18 protein-coding genes are annotated in these 17,632 nt (G+C 70.7%); 7 read left to right on the top strand and 11 right to left on the bottom strand.

Annotation, left to right across the window (positions count from 1 at the left end; genetic code table 11):
* Window positions 1-432: 432 nt before the first annotated feature.
* Window positions 433-1,194 carry a dienelactone hydrolase family protein gene (locus ACFXC1_RS30725; protein WP_381248530.1) on the bottom strand — a complete coding sequence of 254 codons (762 nt, stop codon included), beginning with the start codon at window positions 1,192-1,194 and terminating at the stop codon, window positions 433-435.
* 113 nt (window positions 1,195-1,307) lie between these two features.
* Here ACFXC1_RS30725 and ACFXC1_RS30720 point away from each other — a divergent pair, with 113 nt between their 5' ends.
* Both ACFXC1_RS30720 and ACFXC1_RS30715 read left to right on the top strand, forming a co-directional pair.
* Entirely contained in the window at window positions 1,308-2,465 is a 1,158-nt protein-coding gene (locus tag ACFXC1_RS30720; RefSeq protein WP_381248527.1) for an adenosine deaminase, read from the top strand.
* Window positions 2,466-2,605: 140 nt separating this feature from the next.
* On the top strand, window positions 2,606-2,965 hold the full coding sequence (locus tag ACFXC1_RS30715) for a hypothetical protein (RefSeq protein WP_019066929.1): 360 nt from the start codon (window positions 2,606-2,608) through the stop codon (window positions 2,963-2,965).
* A gap of 117 nt (window positions 2,966-3,082) precedes the next feature.
* Here the strand turns inward: ACFXC1_RS30715 and ACFXC1_RS30710 are convergent, their stop codons facing one another.
* The 5 genes from ACFXC1_RS30710 to afsQ1 form a co-directional block, all read right to left on the bottom strand.
* Complete coding sequence (locus ACFXC1_RS30710) at window positions 3,083-3,286, bottom strand: PspC domain-containing protein (protein WP_026178268.1); 204 nt, start codon at window positions 3,284-3,286, stop codon at window positions 3,083-3,085.
* Between the two features lie 246 nt (window positions 3,287-3,532).
* The gene (locus ACFXC1_RS30705; protein ID WP_381248524.1) at window positions 3,533-4,084 is read right to left on the bottom strand and encodes a VanZ family protein; all 552 of its coding nucleotides are present in this window, start codon (window positions 4,082-4,084) and stop codon (window positions 3,533-3,535) included.
* Window positions 4,085-4,360: 276 nt separating this feature from the next.
* Complete coding sequence (locus tag ACFXC1_RS30700) at window positions 4,361-4,963, bottom strand: hypothetical protein (RefSeq protein WP_381248521.1); 603 nt, start codon at window positions 4,961-4,963, stop codon at window positions 4,361-4,363.
* Window positions 4,960-6,537, bottom strand: a complete 1,578-nt coding sequence (locus ACFXC1_RS30695; protein WP_381248519.1) for an ATP-binding protein — start codon at window positions 6,535-6,537, stop codon at window positions 4,960-4,962. Before ACFXC1_RS30695 ends, ACFXC1_RS30700 begins: the two co-directional genes overlap by 4 nt.
* A complete protein-coding gene (afsQ1, locus tag ACFXC1_RS30690; protein ID WP_019066936.1) occupies window positions 6,534-7,211 on the bottom strand; it encodes a two-component system response regulator AfsQ1 in 678 nt (225 codons plus the stop codon). Before afsQ1 ends, ACFXC1_RS30695 begins: the two co-directional genes overlap by 4 nt.
* 253 nt (window positions 7,212-7,464) lie before the next feature.
* On the opposite strand from afsQ1, the gene ACFXC1_RS30685 reads away from it, so the two are divergent.
* Window positions 7,465-8,202: a SigE family RNA polymerase sigma factor gene (locus tag ACFXC1_RS30685; protein WP_019066937.1), complete on the top strand. Its 738-nt coding sequence runs from the start codon at window positions 7,465-7,467 to the stop codon at window positions 8,200-8,202.
* Between the two features lie 172 nt (window positions 8,203-8,374).
* Here the strand turns inward: ACFXC1_RS30685 and ACFXC1_RS30680 are convergent, their stop codons facing one another.
* On the bottom strand, window positions 8,375-9,040 hold the full coding sequence (locus tag ACFXC1_RS30680; protein WP_381248514.1) for a uridine kinase family protein: 666 nt from the start codon (window positions 9,038-9,040) through the stop codon (window positions 8,375-8,377).
* A gap of 127 nt (window positions 9,041-9,167) precedes the next feature.
* Here ACFXC1_RS30680 and ACFXC1_RS30675 point away from each other — a divergent pair, with 127 nt between their 5' ends.
* Window positions 9,168-9,572, top strand: a complete 405-nt coding sequence (locus ACFXC1_RS30675; protein WP_381248511.1) for a hypothetical protein — start codon at window positions 9,168-9,170, stop codon at window positions 9,570-9,572.
* Window positions 9,573-9,705: 133 nt separating this feature from the next.
* Here ACFXC1_RS30675 and ACFXC1_RS30670 read toward each other — a convergent pair whose 3' ends face one another.
* Genes ACFXC1_RS30670 through deoC form a run of 3 tightly spaced genes read right to left on the bottom strand, consistent with a single transcriptional unit; the run spans window position 9,706 to window position 12,978 of the window.
* Window positions 9,706-10,590, bottom strand: coding sequence for an aldehyde dehydrogenase family protein (locus ACFXC1_RS30670; RefSeq protein ID WP_381248508.1), 885 nt, complete (start codon window positions 10,588-10,590; stop codon window positions 9,706-9,708).
* Window positions 10,583-12,016, bottom strand: a complete 1,434-nt coding sequence (locus ACFXC1_RS30665) for an aldehyde dehydrogenase family protein (RefSeq protein ID WP_381248505.1) — start codon at window positions 12,014-12,016, stop codon at window positions 10,583-10,585. Before ACFXC1_RS30665 ends, ACFXC1_RS30670 begins: the two co-directional genes overlap by 8 nt.
* A gap of 5 nt (window positions 12,017-12,021) precedes the next feature.
* On the bottom strand, window positions 12,022-12,978 hold the full coding sequence (gene deoC, locus ACFXC1_RS30660; RefSeq protein WP_381248502.1) for a deoxyribose-phosphate aldolase: 957 nt from the start codon (window positions 12,976-12,978) through the stop codon (window positions 12,022-12,024).
* Between the two features lie 191 nt (window positions 12,979-13,169).
* Here deoC and ACFXC1_RS30655 point away from each other — a divergent pair, with 191 nt between their 5' ends.
* Entirely contained in the window at window positions 13,170-13,868 is a 699-nt protein-coding gene (locus ACFXC1_RS30655; protein ID WP_381248499.1) for a PH domain-containing protein, read from the top strand.
* A gap of 168 nt (window positions 13,869-14,036) precedes the next feature.
* Window positions 14,037-15,806: a hypothetical protein gene (locus ACFXC1_RS30650; protein WP_381248496.1), complete on the top strand. Its 1,770-nt coding sequence runs from the start codon at window positions 14,037-14,039 to the stop codon at window positions 15,804-15,806.
* Between the two features lie 104 nt (window positions 15,807-15,910).
* On the opposite strand, the gene ACFXC1_RS30645 is transcribed toward ACFXC1_RS30650, so the two are convergent.
* Complete coding sequence (locus tag ACFXC1_RS30645) at window positions 15,911-16,678, bottom strand: calcium-binding protein (RefSeq protein WP_381248494.1); 768 nt, start codon at window positions 16,676-16,678, stop codon at window positions 15,911-15,913.
* Between the two features lie 605 nt (window positions 16,679-17,283).
* Between ACFXC1_RS30645 and ACFXC1_RS30640 the strand changes: the two genes are divergently transcribed.
* Window positions 17,284-17,556 (top strand): hypothetical protein, encoded by a 273-nt coding sequence (locus ACFXC1_RS30640; protein WP_381248491.1) that lies wholly within the window; start codon window positions 17,284-17,286, stop codon window positions 17,554-17,556.
* Window positions 17,557-17,632: the final 76 nt, after the last annotated feature.

The following is a 17,632-nucleotide window of genomic DNA, read 5'->3' as shown; positions in this document are numbered from 1 at the left end:
GGCGGGGGGGGGGGCCGCGGGGGGGTGGGGGCGGGGGCCCCGGGCGGGGGGGCCTTTTTCCCGGCCGGCCCCGGGGGCGCCGGCCGGTAGGCCGCCTGCCGCGCGGTCGCGTCCGGGGCACTTGCACAGGGAGCGTCCGAAGCCCGATGCCGGCGCATGCCCGACTCGCCCGGGACACCGGCCAGTTGGCCGGAGTGCCACGCGGCGGAAGCGAGAACGCCTGTCCCGACTCGCCCCGGCGCCTGGCCGGTCGGCCGCCGCGCCGCGCGCTCGTGCCCGGTTCACCTGCGCAGGGAACGCCCGGAATTCGCCGCCATCGCATTCCCGGCTCGCCCCGAGCGCGGGCCGGTTGGCCGCTTTGCCCGCAGTAGTGGCACGCCTGCATTGCCCGCCCGCCACCCGGGTCTTCGCCGGTCGGCCGCAGCACCCCGCTCACTTCCGCAAGGAACGCCCGAAGCCCGCCGCCAGTGGCATCCGCAGGCCCAGCGGTGGCGGAGCCTGTAGCGCGTCCTCCACCGGGCGGGCGAACGCCCGTCCGAACAGTGCGCCCAGGACGAAGTCCTCGGTCAGTGCGTGTACTTCCTGGCGGTGCTGGTGCAACGCGTGGCCGTCGGAGTGGACTTCGAAGCGGCATACGTCACGGTTGGCCTTCTTGGCGCGGGCTGCCAGGCGGAACGACAGTTCGGGGTCGGTCCGTTCGTCGTTCGTGCCGTGGACGATCAGGACTCGGCGGCCCATCAACTGCTTCACCGGTTCGGGTGGTGCGGCCACGTCCTGTTCTGGGAGCCAAGGGGCCAGCGCCACCACGGAGTTGACCGCCTCGTGTCCGGCGGAGCGCAGTGCGGCCCGGCCGCCCATGTCGATGCCGGCGAGACACACGGGCACGTCTCCGTAGCGTCGTACGACCTCGTCCACCGCCCAGGTGGCGTCGTGCGCGAGATACGCCTCGCTGCCGTTCCAGCCGCGCACGCGGTAGTGGACGACATGCGCGGCGAGTCCCTCGTCCGCGCCCGCCCGGGACAGCCGGCGCCCCAATGCCCGTACGGAGGCCGTCGCCAGGAGAGGGGACGGCCGGCGCCCGGAGACCTCGTCGCCGCCGGGAAGCAGCAGGACCACGCCGCTCACCGAGGTCGGTTCTGGACCGAGCGCTCTCCCCAGCCGGGCCGTCCGAACCGGCGTCGCTTGCTGTGCCATGACAGAACAGTGTCAGAAGTGAGCGTGTACGCCATCCTTCCGCGCGGTCACCGTTACGTATCGACGGATTCGTACAACGGGCGATCTACGCGCGTAGGAGTTAGAGTGCGGAAATGACGAGCCAGAGCACCGCGAACACCCCGACGCCGGACCAGATCCGCCGGGCGCCGAAGGTTCTGCTGCACGACCACCTCGACGGCGGCCTCCGCCCGGGGACGATCGTCGAACTCGCGGGGGACGCCGGGTACACCGGACTCCCCGAGACCGACCCGGACAAGCTCGGCGTGTGGTTCGCCGAGGCCGCCGACTCCGGTTCGTTGGAACGGTACTTGGAGACCTTCTCGCACACCGTCGCCGTGATGCAGACCCGGGACGCGCTGATCCGGGTCGCCCGCGAGTGCGCTGAGGACCTCGCCGAGGACGGCGTCGTATACGCCGAGGTGCGGTACGCGCCCGAGCAGCACCTCGACGGCGGGCTCAGCCTCGAAGAGGTCGTCGAGGCCGTCAACGAGGGCTTCCGGCAAGGGGAGTCGCTCGCGAGGGAGAACGGCCGGCGGATCCGCGTCGGGGCGCTGCTCACCGCCATGCGGCACGCCGCCCGCGCCCTGGAGATCGCCGAACTCGCCAACCGCTACCGCGACCTGGGCGTCGTCGGCTTCGACATCGCGGGCGCCGAGGCCGGATTCCCGCCCACCCGGCACCTCGACGCCTTCGAGTACCTCAAGCGCGAGAACAACCACTTCACCATCCACGCCGGCGAGGCCTTCGGGCTGCCGTCCATCTGGCAGGCGCTGCAGTGGTGCGGCGCCGACCGGCTCGGCCACGGCGTGCGCATCATCGACGACATCCAGGTCCAGGAAGACGGCACGGTCAAGCTCGGCCGGCTCGCCTCCTACGTCCGCGACAAGCGCATCCCGCTGGAGCTGTGCCCCAGCTCCAACCTCCAGACCGGCGCCGCCGACTCCTACGCCGGGCACCCGATCGGGCTGCTGCGCCGGCTCCACTTCCGGGCCACGGTCAACACCGACAACCGGCTGATGTCCCACACCAGCATGAGCAGTGAATTCGAGCACCTTGTCGAGGCGTTCGGTTATTCGCTCGACGACATGCAATGGTTCTCCGTCAATGCTATGAAGTCAGCATTCATTCCTTTCGATGAACGACTGGCCATGATCAATGACGTGATCAAGCCCGGATATGCCGAACTCAAATCCGAGTGGCTGTTCCGGCAGACGGCTTCCACCAGCGGTTCTGTGCCCGAAGAGGGCTGAACGGGACTGAGCGGAGGGCAGGGAATGCGGGCGGGTGTTCACAATCCGTCCGCATTTCGATGTTTGCGGCGGACGGCTTCGCGTGTTTACGGTCTTGGACCGCTCACATCCCCGTCATCCCATTCAAGGACGCATTCACCATGAAGCAGTCTGCTGCCAAGACCCTCGGTGTCGCCGCCCTCGGTGCCGCCTTCGCCGCCGTAGGCGCGGGTGCCGCGAGCGCGGCTCCGGCGGTCCCGGACACCACCCAGGTGCTGGGCGCCGTGACCCACACGCTGCCCGCGGAGAACGTCACCAAGGCGCTCCCGGGTGCCGGCGAGGCGCTGAGCCAGGCGCAGCCCGCGCTCGCGGGTGGCCTGTCCGCCGTGCAGCCGGCCGCCGAGAAGGTCCTCTCCGACGGCCCGACCGCGCCCGTCGCCGGCCTGCTGGGCGGCCTCCCGCTGTCCCAGACGGGCCTGCCCACGCACGGCCTGCCGCTGAACGGCGTTCCGCTGGGCTGAGGTCAGTTGGGCTGAGGTCCGTTGGGCCGAGCCCACCCCCTGAACGCGCCGATGGGGCGCCCCCTGGACGAGGGGTGCGCCCCATCGGCGTACGTGCGCCGGGCCGTGGTGGGTTGTTCACCAGGCCTCGGTGCGCACCTTGTCCTCGGACGGGAACAGGATCCACAGCGCGATGTAGAGCAGGAACTGCGGCCCGGGCAGCAGACACGAGAGCAGGAAGATCACCCGCATCGTGGTCGCGGAGGTACCGAAGCGCCGCGCCAGCGCTGCGCACACTCCGCCGATCATGCGGCCTTGGGTGGGGCGGGCAATGGCGGTCATCTTGCGCACTCCTTCTTTTGGGTCGTTCGCCTTCGGGGGCGCCTCAGCCGGTGTCGAGAGCGCGATCGTGCTCGACGCTTCGCGCCTCCGCGCGTTCGCACTCTCGACACCGGCGCGCCCCCTACGGCTCTCTCCCGGCCGACGCGTGGGGACACTGGCCCTTGGTGGGCCCTGGGCGTTCGTTGGTGTGGGCGGGCTGCCCATCTGCCTTCAACGGTACGGAGCCGTCGGCCGGCGGGCGTCGCTCTACGGTGCGATGCCGACCCTGGGAATCGTCGGGGTCCGTCCCTGAGTCGCTTCCTCCTGGAGGAGGGGCGCGGGGAGGGGGCTCTCGCCCCTGCGGCGGAGCCAGGCGCGGGCGGCGGGGACGATCGCGGCGTGCGCGAGGGCCACGCCCACCGTGTTCATGAGCAGCGAGTCGATGTCCACGACCTGGCCCGGCACACCGGTCTGCAGCAGTTCGATGCCGAGCGAGATCAGGGCGCCGGCGGCGACCGTACGGATCAGGGACGCGAGCGGCGAGACGTGCAGCCGGCCGCTCACCATCGGGAGCAGGACGCCCAGCGGGGCCAGCAGCGCGAGGCCCTCACCGATCCGCTTCGTCGCCTCGGGCCAGCCCAGTGCCAGATCGGCCCGGATGCTGGCCAGCGGGTGCAGGTTCGGCGGCATCACCCAGGGGACGTCCCGCGGGCGCAGCGTGACCCAGGCGACGAGCACGAGATGTGCGACGAGGAGGACACCTCCTGTCACACGGACGCGAATCGCGGCACTGCCGCCGATGGAGCCTTGACGCTGCACGCCCCACTAGACGCCCCCTCCGGCACGATCGGTTCCGGGTAGGGCCCAAGCACCGGGCTGAGGCTTCCGCCACACCCCTCTTTTCCGGGTGGTTCACCTCCGGGGCGCTTTACGGAGGAGGCGGCATGATTCGGCCCACGAGGCCGAACCCGTCGGGGAACGCCGTGGAGGTCCGGTCGCGGAGTGCCACCAGGAGGAGGGCGCGAAGGGCGGCACAGCCGGCGCGGGAGCATCCCGCCTGTCGGCCCGGCGCGCCCCGCCGGCCCGCCCGCCCCCTCAGCCCCCCGTCACCTCGGTGGAAGGCGGCGCCTTCGTGCCAGGGGCGGAGCGGACGTCGTCCGTGCATTCGTAGCGGCGGAGCGGGGCGTCGCCCGGGCCGCCGAGGATGACGGAGCCGTCGCCCTCGGCCGCGGCGGAGTCGGAGAACGTGCAGACGATCTGGGCGAGCGCGTACGACGTCAGGTCGGCCGGTGAATTGCTCAGCCGCAGCGCGTCCTTGGGGTCCTTGGGGCGCGGTCCGCTGACCGTCATGCCGCCCCGCACGTCGGTCGTGTACCGGGCGTCCTTCTCGCCCGGCGACGGCGACTGCGCGAGCTGGTCCAGCAGCCCCTGCGCCACGATCACGCGCCGCTGCACGTCCGCGGTGCCGTCCGGCACCTGTACGGTCCGGTCGACGGTCACCAGCGACGACCCGCACAGCAGGAACACCTGCACGGGCACCCCGCGCGCGGCCTGCGTCGACACGTCCGGCTCGGTGAGCGTGCAGGGCACCATCGAGGGCGCGGGTCCGAAGTCGGTCGGCACCTCCGTGGCCCGGATGCCACATCCGGCGAGCAGCAGTGCGAGGAGGGGGAGAGTCAGCAACCCGCGTGCCTTCATGAGGAGTTCCCCTTCGAACTGTCCCCTTCGCCCTCGCCCTTGTCGGTCTCCTCCATGAGTGCGGAGGCGTCCCTCGGCAGGCGGAGGGTGAACACCGCGCCGCCGTCGGGGGAGTTGGCGGCGGTGATGTCCCCGCCGTGGATGTGGGCGTTCTCCAGGGCGATGGAGAGGCCGAGGCCGCTGCCCTCGGAGCGGGGGCGGGAGGCGCTCGCCTTGTAGAAGCGGTCGAAGACGTGCGGGAGGACGTCCTCGGGGATGCCGGGGCCGTGGTCGCGGACGGCGATGACGAGGTCGTCGTCCTCCAGGCGGACCGAGACCCGGACCGGCGAGCCGCCGTGCTTGAGGGCGTTGCCGATGAGGTTGGCGAGGATGACGTCGAGGCGGCGCGGGTCGAGCCGGGAGTGGATGCCGCGTTCGGCGTCGAGGTCGACGGCGTCGAGCCAGGCGCGGGCGTCGATGCAGGCGGTGATCTGGTCGGCGATGTCGACGTCGTCGAGGACGAGCCGGGCGGTGCCCGCGTCGAAGCGGGTGACCTCCATCAGGTTCTCGACGAGGTCGCCGAGCCGCTTGGTCTCGGAGACCACCAGCCGTACTGCGGGCTCGATCATCGGGTCCACGCTGCCGGTCTCGGCGTCGAGTTCCTCCTCCAGGACCTCAACTACGGCCGTGATCGCGGTGAGTGGAGTCCGTAGCTCGTGGGACATGTCGGCCACGAAACGGCGCGAGGCGTCGTCGCGGGCGGCCATGTCGGCGACCCGTTTCTCCAGCGCCTCGGCCGTCTGGTTGAACGTCCTTGAGAGTTCGGCGAGTTCGTCCGTCCCGGACACGCGCAGCCGGGTGTCGAGCTTGCCCTCGCCCAGTCGGCGCGCGGCGATGCCGAGGCGGTGCACGGGCTTGAGGACGGTCGTCGCGGCGGCCTGCGCGAGCAGCGCGGAGCCGATCAGCGCGAGGCCGGTGGCGATACCGAGCGACCAGGCGAGGGAGTTGAGGTCCTTCGCCTCCGGCTCAAGTGACTTGAGCATGTAGCCCGTTGGGCCGCCGCCGATCATCCGGGTACCGGCCACCAGGAACGGCGTGCCGTGCTCGGTCACCCGCTGCCAGTACAGGTGGTACGGCTCCTTGTTGCCGTCGGTCACCGACTGCTGCTTGTTCACCGCCGTACGCAGCGACTTGGGCACGTCCTCCAGTGAAAAGCCGTTCAGGCCGCCGGAGTTGCCGTAGACCGTCTTGGAGTCGGTGTCCTGGGCGACGAGCAGGACGCTGAAGCGCTGGCTGCTGTTGGCCATCTGGCCCGCCGTGCGCATGAGTTCGTCCTGTGTGGGGTGCACGGGCAGGGCGCCGGCGTGGTTCTGCATCTCCTGGCGGAAGTCGCGCAGGACCGCGTCCTGGGCGCGGGTGAGGACGGCCTCGCGGTTGAGCCAGTAGGCGATGCCGGACGCGGACACGGCGGCGGTCAGCGCGACCAGACCGAAGACGACCACCAGCCGCAGGCGCAGGCTGGTGAACCGCAGCCGCCACAGAACTCCCTTACGACCCGGGCGCCAGCCGCGGATCCCCCCTGGTGCGTCGGTCACTGAGGCGAGTCCAGGCGGTAACCGACGCCGCGCACGGTACGGATGAGCGTCGGGGACGAGGGCACGTCCTCGACCTTGGCGCGCAGCCGCTGGACACAGGCGTCCACCAGGCGCGAGTCACCGAGGTAGTCGTGTTCCCACACCAGGCGCAGCAACTGCTGCCGGGACAGGGCCTGTCCGGGCCGCCGGCTCAGCTCCAGGAGCAACCGCAGCTCGGTGGGCGTGAGCTGGAGGTCCTCGCCGTTCTTCGTGACGGTCATCGCGGCCCGGTCGATCACCAGCGAACCGAACGAGGCCGCGTCGTTGGCCTCCCGCTCCCCGCGCCGCAGCACGGCCCGGATGCGGGCGTCCAGCACCCGCCCCTGCACGGGTTTGACCACATAGTCGTCGGCGCCGGACTCGAGGCCGACGACGATGTCGATGTCGTCGCTGCGCGCGGTGAGCAGAATGATCGGCAGCTGGTCCGTGCGCCGGATGCGCCGGCACACCTCGAAACCGTCGATGCCGGGCAGCATCACATCCAGCACGATCAGGTCCGGCCGCTGCTCACGCAGCAGCTTCAGACCGTCCTCGCCGCTGGCAGCGGTGGCTACCCGGTGTCCCTGGCGCGTCAGCGAGAGCTCCAGGGCCGTCCGGATGGCGTCGTCGTCCTCGATCAGCAACAGGGAAGGCACGGGCTCATTCTGGCCCATGTGGGGGCGGTGTTTCGACACCTGCACGGGTACGTGCTCCTAGCGCTGCTTTCTGTGACCGGACTGTCCGTTTTCTGAGGGCGGCCGCAGAGAGGGACCCCTGTGACAGGTCTGTGACAGTCGGCGGACACGTCCATGAAGTGACCCCGGCAGGATTTTCGTCACAGGCAAGGAACCACGAGGAACCGAGCCGGAAGATCCGAACACCGGGCAAGTCCACTACGGGGGGCGCGAGATGAGCACGCTGCACAGCACCAGCAACAACGCAGTCATCACGCGTCTGCACGACGTCACCCGGGGTTCCGAGAAGTCCGGTGCCGTGAGCGGGCGGGGGTGCGTTCGCGGTGCCGGGCGTCAGCACACCGGTTACATGACGGTGGTTGACGCGCACACGGGGGAAGCGCACGGGGGAAGCGGGTACAGGGAGGACACGGGGGAGCGTCGTTCGCTGTCGGAGGCGGAGTTCACCGCCTACGTCCAGGAGCGCCGCGCCTCCCTGTACGCGACCGCCTACCACCTGACCGGCGACCGCTTCGAGGCCGAGGACCTGCTGCAGAGCGCGCTGTTCTCGACGTACAAGGCGTGGGACCGGATCAGCGACAAGGCCGCGGTCGGGGGCTACCTCCGCCGCACCATGACGAACCTGCACATCAGCGCGTGGCGCCGCCGCAAGCTGAACGAGTACCCGACCGAGGAACTGCCGGAGACGCCCGGCGACACGGACGCGATGCGCGGCACCGAACTGCGCGCGGTCCTGTGGCAGGCGCTGGCCCGGCTGCCCGAACTCCAGCGCACCATGCTGGTCCTCCGTTACTACGAGGGCCGCACGGACCCGGAGATCGCGGAGATCCTCGACATCAGTGTCGGCACGGTGAAGTCCAGCATCTGGCGGTCGCTCCGCCGCATGCGCGAGGACGAGGTCCTCAGCTTCGGCCGTGACGAGGAGGACGCCTTCGGGGAGCTCGTCGCCTGAGGGTTGGGGGGAAGTGGGGAACGGGGGAGCACCAGAGGGACCACGGGGGATCGGCGCTGGGGGGCGCCGACGGGGTCCTGGGGGGAATCACGGGGGAAGTACCACGGGGGAATGAGGGAGCGGGACTGGAGGGCCGGGGGGTCCGTCCAGTCCCGCTTCTTCGTGTGTGCCGTCAGCTGGTGGGTGCGGGTGCGGGTGCGGGTGCGGGTGTGGGAGCCGCCGCCGGGCGCCGGCCCACCGCCGCCGCTGCCAGCCTGCCCAGCGCCTCGTCCCTGTCGCAGGCGTACGCGCCGAGCGTCGTCTGACGGGCCACGATCGAGCGCTCCAGCCGCATCAGCCGCCAGCCGCGCCGCAACAGGAACGGCACGGACTTACGGCCCTCCCGGAGATCCCGCAGGAAGCGGCGGCGGAAGGTGCGCACCGGACCCCGGCTCAGGCACAGCGCGTCCGCGAGGACACCCAGCTCCCGGCAGCGGGTGATGACCTCGGCGGCGAAGATGCCCTCCGCTATGAACAACGGCGTCCGGCCCACATCGACCGCCTCCGTGCCCGTACGGGCGCTCAGCGAGATGTCGTAGACCGGCACATCCGTACGACCCGTGCGGCACAGCTCGACGATCGCGGCGACCGCGACCTCCGCGTCCCAGGAGTCGGGATGGTCCCAGTCGATGTCCGAACTCCCCGCCACCAGTGGCAGCGTCGGGTCGTCGCCCTCCTTGTAGAAGTCGTCGAGCCGCAGCACGGGAAGACCGGAGCGGGCCGAGACGAGGGACTTGCCGGAACCCGAGGGGCCGCACAGCAGCACGACACGGGCCGGTGACGGGGAAAGGATGCTCACGGGACACCAGTTTGACGTATTCCGTACGTCCTGCCGACCCCGCGGGTCGGCATTGGAACGCGCATCACACGTCAACTACCCTTCGTGCTGACCTGATTACCCTGCGCACCAGAAGGTGGCACCCCCAATGGCACGACACACGTCCTCCCAGCACCCGAACGCCCAGCGCGCCCTGGTCGCCCTCGCGACGGCCGGAGTCGCCCTGGGTGCGGGCGCGGCGACGGCCTCCGCGGACACCGCGCCGGTCGTCGACGTGATGCGGACGCGGCCCACGTCTCTGGGCAAGATCGACCCCGCGGCGGGTCTTGGCGCGCTCATCGGCACCGTCGGCTATGTCACGGGGCCGATTGCCGGGCTCAAGCCCAACCCCCTTGCTGGTACGGGTGTTGACCCGCTCGACAACGGGGTCGCCACGCAGCTCGCCGACTTTCAGCCGCTGGCCTCGCAGGCGCTGACGGGGCCGGTGGCGGAGGCTCAGTCGATCGGGAGCATGCCGGTGGTCGGGCAGGTGACGGGCCTGTTGGGGGGTTGAGCTGTTGCGGGGGAGGGGCGGGGAGCTGCGGGCTCGTTGCCGGGTGCGAGTCCGTTGTGGCTGGTCGCGCCCACGCGGCGGAGCCGCAGATCCAATACCGCCCCGCGCCCCTGAGCTGGGCCTTCGGCCCAGCTCAGTACGAGGAGCCACCGGCTCCCAGTGAACCCGTCGGATGCCAGACCGTCTTCGTCTCCAGGAAGGCCGTCAGGCGGTCGATGCCCGGAGTCTCGTTGTAATCCACAGGCTGTGGACGGAGAACTCGTTTCAGGTTGTCGGCCGCCGCGATCTCCAACTCCTTCGCCAGTACGTCGTCGGCGCCCGCGAGGTCGATCGCGTTGACGTCCTGGTGGGCGGCGAGGGGGGTCGCGATCTCCGCCGTCCTGCCGGACAGGATGTTGACGACTCCGCCGGGCAGGTCGGAGGTGGCCAGGACCTCGCCCAACGACAGTGCGGGGAGCGGGGACTTCTCGCTCGCGACGACGATCGCCGTGTTGCCGGTCGCGATCACCGGCGCCACGACCGAGATCAGCCCGAGGAACGACGACTCCTGGGGGGCCAGGACGGTGACCACTCCCGTCGGCTCGGGGGAGGAGAGGTTGAAGTACGGGCCCGCCACCGGGTTCGCGCCGCCGATCACCTGCGCGATCTTGTCCGTCCAGCCCGCGTACCAGACCCAGCGGTCGATCGCAGCGTCCACGACCACGGAAGCCTTCGACTTCGACAGGCCCTCCGCGTCGGCGACTTCGCGCACGAACTGGTCCTTGCGGCCCTCCAGCATCTCGGCGATGCGGTAGAGGATCTGGCCCCGGTTGTAGGCCGTCGCGCCGGACCAGCCGCCGAACGCCTTGCGGGCCGCCACGACCGCGTCCCGGGCGTCCTTGCGGCTCCCCTGGGGGGCGTTGGCCAGCCACTTGCCCTTTGCGTCGGTCACTTCGTACACCCGGCCGCTCTCGGAACGCGGGAACTTCCCGCCCACGTACAGCTTGTAGGTCTTGAAGACTGAGAGTCGATCAGACATCGAGGTACGCCTCCAGGCCGTGGCGACCGCCCTCGCGGCCGAAGCCCGACTCCTTGTAGCCGCCGAACGGCGAGGTCGGGTCGAACTTGTTGAACGTGTTGGACCAGATGACACCCGCGCGCAGCTTGCTCGCGACGGCGAGGATGCGGGAGCCCTTCTCGGTCCAGATGCCGGCGGAGAGGCCGTACTGGCTGTTGTTGGCCTTCGCGACCGCCTCCTCGGGCGTGCGGAAGGTCAGTACGGACAGCACCGGGCCGAAGATCTCGTCGCGGGCGATGGTGTGCGCCTGGGTGACGTTCGTGAAGAGCGTCGGGGCGAACCAGTAGCCGGAGGAAGGGAGTTCGCAGGACGGGGACCAGCGCTCGGCGCCTTCCGCCTCGCCCTGTTCGACGAGTGTGGTGATCCGGGAGAGCTGCTCGGCGGAGTTGATCGCGCCGATGTCCGTGTTCTTGTCGAGCGGGTCGCCGAGGCGGAGGGTGGAGAGCCTGCGCTTCAGCGAGTCCAACAGCTCGTCCTGGATGGACTCCTGGACGAGGAGGCGGCTGCCCGCGCAGCAGACCTGACCCTGGTTGAAGAAGATGCCGGTGACGATCCCCTCCACCGCCTGGTCGATGGGGGCGTCGTCGAAGACGATGTTCGCGCCCTTGCCGCCGAGTTCGAGGGTGACCTTCTTGGTCGAGCCGGCCACCTGGCGTGCGATCGCCTTGCCGACCGCCGTGGAGCCGGTGAACGCGACCTTGTTGACGTCGGGGTGCGCGACGAGCGCGGCGCCCGTGTCGCCGTATCCCGGAAGGATGTTGACGACACCCTTGGGGAGGCCGGCCTGGCGGCAGATGTCCGCGAAGAACAACGCGCTCAACGGTGTCGTCTCGGCGGGCTTCAGGACGACCGTGTTGCCGGTCGCCAGCGCCGGGGCGATCTTCCAGGCCAGCATCAGGAGCGGGAAGTTCCAGGGGATGACCTGGCCCGCGACGCCGAGGGGCCGGGGGTTCGCGCCGAAGCCGGCGTGGTCCAGCTTGTCGGCCCAGCCCGCGTAGTAGAAGAAGTGCGCGGCGACCAGGGGGAGGTCGGAGTCCCTCGTCTCCTTGATGGGCTTGCCGTTGTCCAGGGTCTCCAGGACGGCCAGTTCGCGGCTGCGTTCCTGGATGATCCGGGCGATGCGGAACAGGTACTTGGCGCGCTCGGAGCCGGGCAGCGCCGACCACTTCTCGAAGGCCTTGCGGGCGGCCTTCACCGCGCGGTCGACGTCCGCCTCGCCCGCCTGGGCGATCTCGGAGAGCACTTCTTCGGTGGACGGGGACACGGTCTTGAAGACCTTGCCGTCGGCCGCCTCGGTGAACTCGCCGTCGATGAACAGGCCGTAGGAGGGCGCGATGTCGACGACCGAGCGGGACTCGGGCGCCGGAGCGTAGTCAAAGAGAGCCATGTGGATCAGTCCACCGTCACGTAGTCGGGGCCGGAGTAGCGGCCGGTGGCCAGCTTCTGACGCTGCATCAGCAGGTCGTTCAGGAGCGAGGACGCGCCGAAGCGGAACCAGTGGTTGTCCAGCCAGTCCTCGCCGGCCGTCTCGTTGACGATGACCAGGAACTTGACGGCGTCCTTGGAGGTGCGGATACCGCCCGCGGGCTTCACCCCGACCTGGATGCCGGTCTGGGCGCGGAAGTCGCGGACCGCCTCCAGCATCAACAGGGTGTTCGCGGGCGTGGCGTTGACGGCGACCTTGCCCGTCGACGTCTTGATGAAGTCCGCGCCGGCCAGCATGCCGAGCCAGGAGGCGCGGCGGATGTTGTCGTACGTGGACAGCTCGCCGGTCTCGAAGATGACCTTCAGGCGGGCGGCGCCCGAGGCCTCCTTCACGGCGACGATCTCGTCGTAGACCTTCATGTAGTGGCCCGCGAGGAACGCCCCGCGGTCGATGACCATGTCGATCTCGTCGGCGCCGGCGGCGACCGCGTCACGCACGTCGGCCAGCTTCACGTCGAGCGCGGCGCGGCCGGCCGGGAAGGCGGTGGCGACGGAGGCGACCTTCACGGAGGAACCGGCGACGGCCTCCTTGGCGACGGCCACCATGTCGGGATAGACACAGACGGCCGCGGTCGAGGGGCTCGTACGGTCGGTCGGGTCGGGGCGGACCGCCTTGGCGCCGAGCGCCCGGACCTTGCCGGGGGTGTCCGCGCCTTCGAGCGTCGTCAGGTCGACCATCGAGATGGCGAGGTCGATGGCGTACGCCTTCGCGGTGGTCTTGATGGAACGGGTCCCGAGCGAGGCGGCACGCGCCTCCAGGCCGACCGCGTCGACGCCGGGCAGCCCGTGGAGGAAACGGCGCAGCGTGCTGTCGGACGCGGTGACGTCACCGAGAGCGTGTGCTGTGGGTGCAGTGGTGGGCATGGTCACCAGACGAGCATATCTACGCGCGTAGCTGCTGTACACCCCGGATTCCTGGTCCCACCTAAGGGGCGCGGGGCTGTTTCGATATGCGGCTCCGCCGCGGGGGCGCGAGCAACCACAACGCACCCGCGGTCGCGAACGCACAGGTCCCCAACGGCGACAAGGCGAACGGCTGAGGCACAATCGGCACCATGACGACCCCGCACCACGAGCCCCCCGCACCGCAGCCCCCGGACCGTGTCTACAGGTCCTCCATGGGCATCGCAGGCGGCGTACTCCTGCTCGCCATCGGGCTCTGGCTGGGCATCGACGCCCTCGTGCGGGGAAACGGCCGCACGCCGTGGCTCGCGCTCGCGGGACTGATTCTCGTCGTGCCGCTGGTGGTCGCCTTCACGTTCCGTCCGGCCGTGTACGCCAACGACGACCGGCTGCGCGTGCGCAACCCGTTCCGGCTGGTCGTGGTGCCGTGGGGCGAGGTCGCCGCGCTGCGCTCCGGGCTCTCGAACGAGGTCATCGCCAAGTCCGGCACCAAGTTCCAGCTGTGGGCGATCCCGGTCTCGCTGCGCAGCCGCAAGCGGGCGGCACGCCGCGAGGCGCGGTCCAAGGCGGAGGCGGGCGGCCAGGCCGGCCGGGGCGGCAGGGCCGGGGGCTTCGGCGGCGGGTTCGGCGGGTTCGGGGGCTTCGGGGGCAGCGTGGGCGGCGGTTCCGCGGCCGGTGAGGCCACGCGTGCGGAGTCCGACCAGATCATGAGCGACCTGAACGAGCTGCTGGAGAACCGCGAGCAGGCCGAGTCGGCGCAGGGCGAGGTCACGGTGCGCTGGGCGTACGAGGTGATCGCCCCGGCGCTCGCCGGTGCCGTCGTACTGGCGATCCTGCTGGCGACGGGCTGACCGGAGCGTGCTCATGCCGGTGACCGGTTGACCGGACCGGCACCCTCCCGCTCTCACAGCTTTCCGGGTCATCATTCGACCCGAACTCGGCCGCGACGGCGGTCCCCCCACCCGGAGGCGAAGCCGAGCCACGCCGACCACGCCCGTGGTCCGAGTCTCTGGGAAGTCATGGACACGAACGTCCGGGAGCCGCTGCGGCTGCCCGCCTCCGCGATACCCGACGGCGCCCTCCGCTGGCGCGGCGAGCAGGTACGCCGGTGGACGGAGGCGCTGCCGCCGCGCCGGATGTCGGTGCGGTTGCGGGTGGTCCATGTGAAGCTCGCGGTGCTGTGCGGCTGGCTGGCCGCGGCGGCGCTGCTGTACTACGGCGGGCTGCCGCCGTATCTGGCGGCGGTGCTGCCGCTCCAGGCGATCTGGGTGCTGTGGCGGCCCGAGATCATCTGGTACTCGGCGGCGGTCCTGTTCGTCGCGGTGGTCGGGTACGCGTCGTGGCCGCCGCACGCGTCCTGGTGGGTGCTCGGCGGTGTCGTCCTGCCGGCGCTGGTGCTCTCCGTGCCGCCCGCCGAATACCGGGTACGCGCGGGTGCCCGGCAACGGGAGGCGGCCCTCGCCGCGTCCGAGGGGGTCACGGCCCGCCTCCCCGACGCCGACCGGCCGGTTCGCCGCGGACGGTTCCTCATCGGCGCCGGAACGTTCCTTCTCGTTCCCGGTGCCGTAGTGACCGCCCTGGCGCCCCTCGTCCTCCACGGCGAGGACCAGTGGGCCGCCACGATGACCGGCGTCTACGTGATCGGACTCGGCCTCACCGTCCTGCTGTCCGGCGCGCTGGGCGGGCGGCGGGCCCGGGCGCTGCGCGAGGCTCCGGCCCCGGTCCTGCGCGTACTGATCCGGGAGACCGTGTTCGGCGACGCGGAGGTCCTCGCCGCCGACGACACGGCCGCGCTACGGCCCCTGTTCCGGGTCGCGATCTCGGACCCGTACAACAGAGCAGGCCGTACGGACACCGCCGACGGCACCGGCCACGCCCACGAGAACCCTGATGACCCTCAGGACCCTCAGGACCCTGAGAACCCGGAGACCTCCGAGCACCCCGACGACATCGACGGCCTCCTCGACACCCTCGACGACGCCCTCACCGACGGTCCGGTCGCCGAGCGCTCCGGCCCCGTCCGTGAGGCCGTCCTCTACGGCACCCCCTACGACGGCGCCGAGATCCTCCTCGTCAGCGCTCCCTCCAAGCCGGGCGGGGCGCCGCGAGCGCAGTGGTCGACCGGCCCCGTACGGCCGCTGTCGGAGGCGGAGGTGCGGCGGCGGCTCGTGCGGGAGAAGCGGGCGGCCGTCCGGGCGGCCCGGAACGACGCGCGGCACGCGGAGCTGGTCGCGGCCGTGGCGGCGCGGAACGCCGAGCCCGTGCCGGTACGGCGCTGGCGGGCGGGCCCGGTGGACTGGCTGGCGGCCTTCCTGATGGCGCAGTGCGCCGGCTGGCTCTACTGGATCGCGACCGACGAGAGCCTCTGGCACCGCTTCCTGCTGATCCTGATGGGGATGTGGGGCGCCACCCGGATCCCGGTGAAACTGTCCTGGCGCATCACCGCCGACCGCACCGGCATCTGGCTGAACGGTCTGCGGCAGCCGCGGCACATCCCCTGGAAGGACCTCCGCTCTGCCCGCCGGGACGGGTTCGACCTGAAGCTCCGGTGGCGCGGCGGCGATTCCTGGGTGGTCGCGGCCCCGCACTCGGCCCGGCTGCAACGCGGGCGCGGCCGTATCCATCCCTACGACGCCCTCGCCGCCGAACTCTCCGCGATGATCGCCGACCCCGCCCGGCGGCCCACCGGCGAGAGCGGGGAGGAGGAGCGCGGGCGCCCGCTGTGGCCGTATGCCGCGGTCCTCGGTATCGCCTGGATCGCGGTGCTCGTCACCCGGTGGCTGTCCTGACCGCTGTGCGGGGCGGCACCCCTTGACCGCGCTCTTGCTCCGCCGGGGCGCCGGGCAGCCCCCCAAGGCTGCCCGGCGCTGTCGGTTCGGGGTGGGTTCGGGGGTCAGCCCACGACGTTGACGAAGGAGTCCGCGGAGTTCGCGGCCGCGGTGGTGGCCGAGCCGGCGTACGACCAGCGGTAGTAACCGTCGGTGTAGGCGCGGAAGGACGTGGAGAGGGCGCCCCCGGCGCCGGTCAGGACGGTCTTGACGGTGCAGTACGTGCTGCTGCCCGCCGGGCGGAACTGAAGGGCCACGGACTGGCCGGCCGTGGCCCCGGCGAACGCGCCGGTCGCCCAGTCCGCGTTCGTCACGCCGCCCGTCACGGTGAGGACGCGGCCCCGCTTCACCGGCTTGGGGCTGGTGGCGACGCTGGCCTGGCTGTCGCGCAGCACGTTGAACGTGGCCGCGGTGTCCAGGAACACGGCGTCGCTGTCGGGGGCGATCGCATAGGCGCTGACGCTCCAGCCGCCGGCCAGCGAGTCGTTTGCCGGGGCGGTGCCGGGGGCCAGGGTGAAGGTCAGAGTGCAGGTGGTGGTGGTGTCCGCAGTCGGGCCGCAGACCTTCGCCGAGGCCACGGCGGTGTCCTGGGCGGCGAAGGTCCCGTGGTAGAGGGTGGCGTCGATCTGCTGCAGGCCGGACGGGTCGGTCGCGGTGACAGCGACGGTGACGGTTCTCATGCCGGTGCCGACGACGACGGGGTTGCCGCCGTTGACGACGACGCCGGTGATGTCGGTGTCGCCGAACTTCTCGTCGGCGTGCGCGGCCGGAACGGTGAGGGCGGACAGGGCGATGACGCCACACGCAGCGGCGACAGCTGAGCTAATACGCATGCGAATTCCCCAATGTGAATGCCGCGGCCTGCCAATTTGCCACAGGCGGGCCCGAATTGACGTGTGCAGCGTACTCGTTGCGGCGAGATTTCGGAACGTTTCGGCATGAGGGCGGAAAGGAGCCGCAGTTTTCCCGGCAAATAGAATGCGGGCGAATATCTTGTGCATCGACTCCATGGAAAACCGAAGGGAAAATTCGACTCGAATTTCAGCGGACCTGGCGGCCACCTACGCGTACCGTCCCGCGCGCCCGAGGCCCTGGGAGCGGGTGCTGCGGAGGCTCGAACCACCTCTGAGAGCTGGGGAGTTCGCCCAGGCTTGGGGTGACCTGTTGGTCAACTGTGTGAACGAGGGACAACCTTCGCGTGAAACATGTTCCACCCGTAGATCAAGTTTCTCTCTAGCATCACTAATCTGCCTGTGCCGCGTGAACGACGAACCAGCGCCGACTCGCGCGGCTTCCTGATATGGGGATACAGGAGTGGGGATGGATGGCGGCAAGAATGGGGGGCGCGGCCGTACCGGGCACGCGCTGCCAAATAGACATAGGTGCAGATGGCACTTATTCATGGCGACTCACTGCCACGAACGGGCGGGTGATCGCTGTGGCGGCAAGGATGTATCGCGGGTACGACGAGTGCAGGGCGGAGTTCGAGCGGCTGTGCGCGGGCATCACGGAATTACCCGGTGCGGTGCACCACACCTCGGAGGGCAGCGGCTGGGTATGGCGGCTGCGTGACAGGGCCGGCGGAGTGGTGGCCGTGTCCGCGCGCGCCTACGAGCGGCACTCTACGTGTCAGGCCGCCTACGAACGGTTCCGGGCGCTGCTGGCCGAACTCGGGTCGTTCGGGGTGATCCCGTGGGATGACGCCGAATGAGCGGGCCGGCCTGACGGCCCGTCAATTACGCGTGAGGGGCAGGTGCCCGCCACCCCCGCCGGGCCCGGCCCCCCAC

The sequence above is a fragment of the Streptomyces hokutonensis genome (genome assembly GCF_042751305.1).
GTDB lineage: Bacteria > Actinomycetota > Actinomycetes > Streptomycetales > Streptomycetaceae > Streptomyces > Streptomyces hokutonensis_A.
This window is presented reverse-complemented; position numbering and strand designations above follow the sequence as displayed.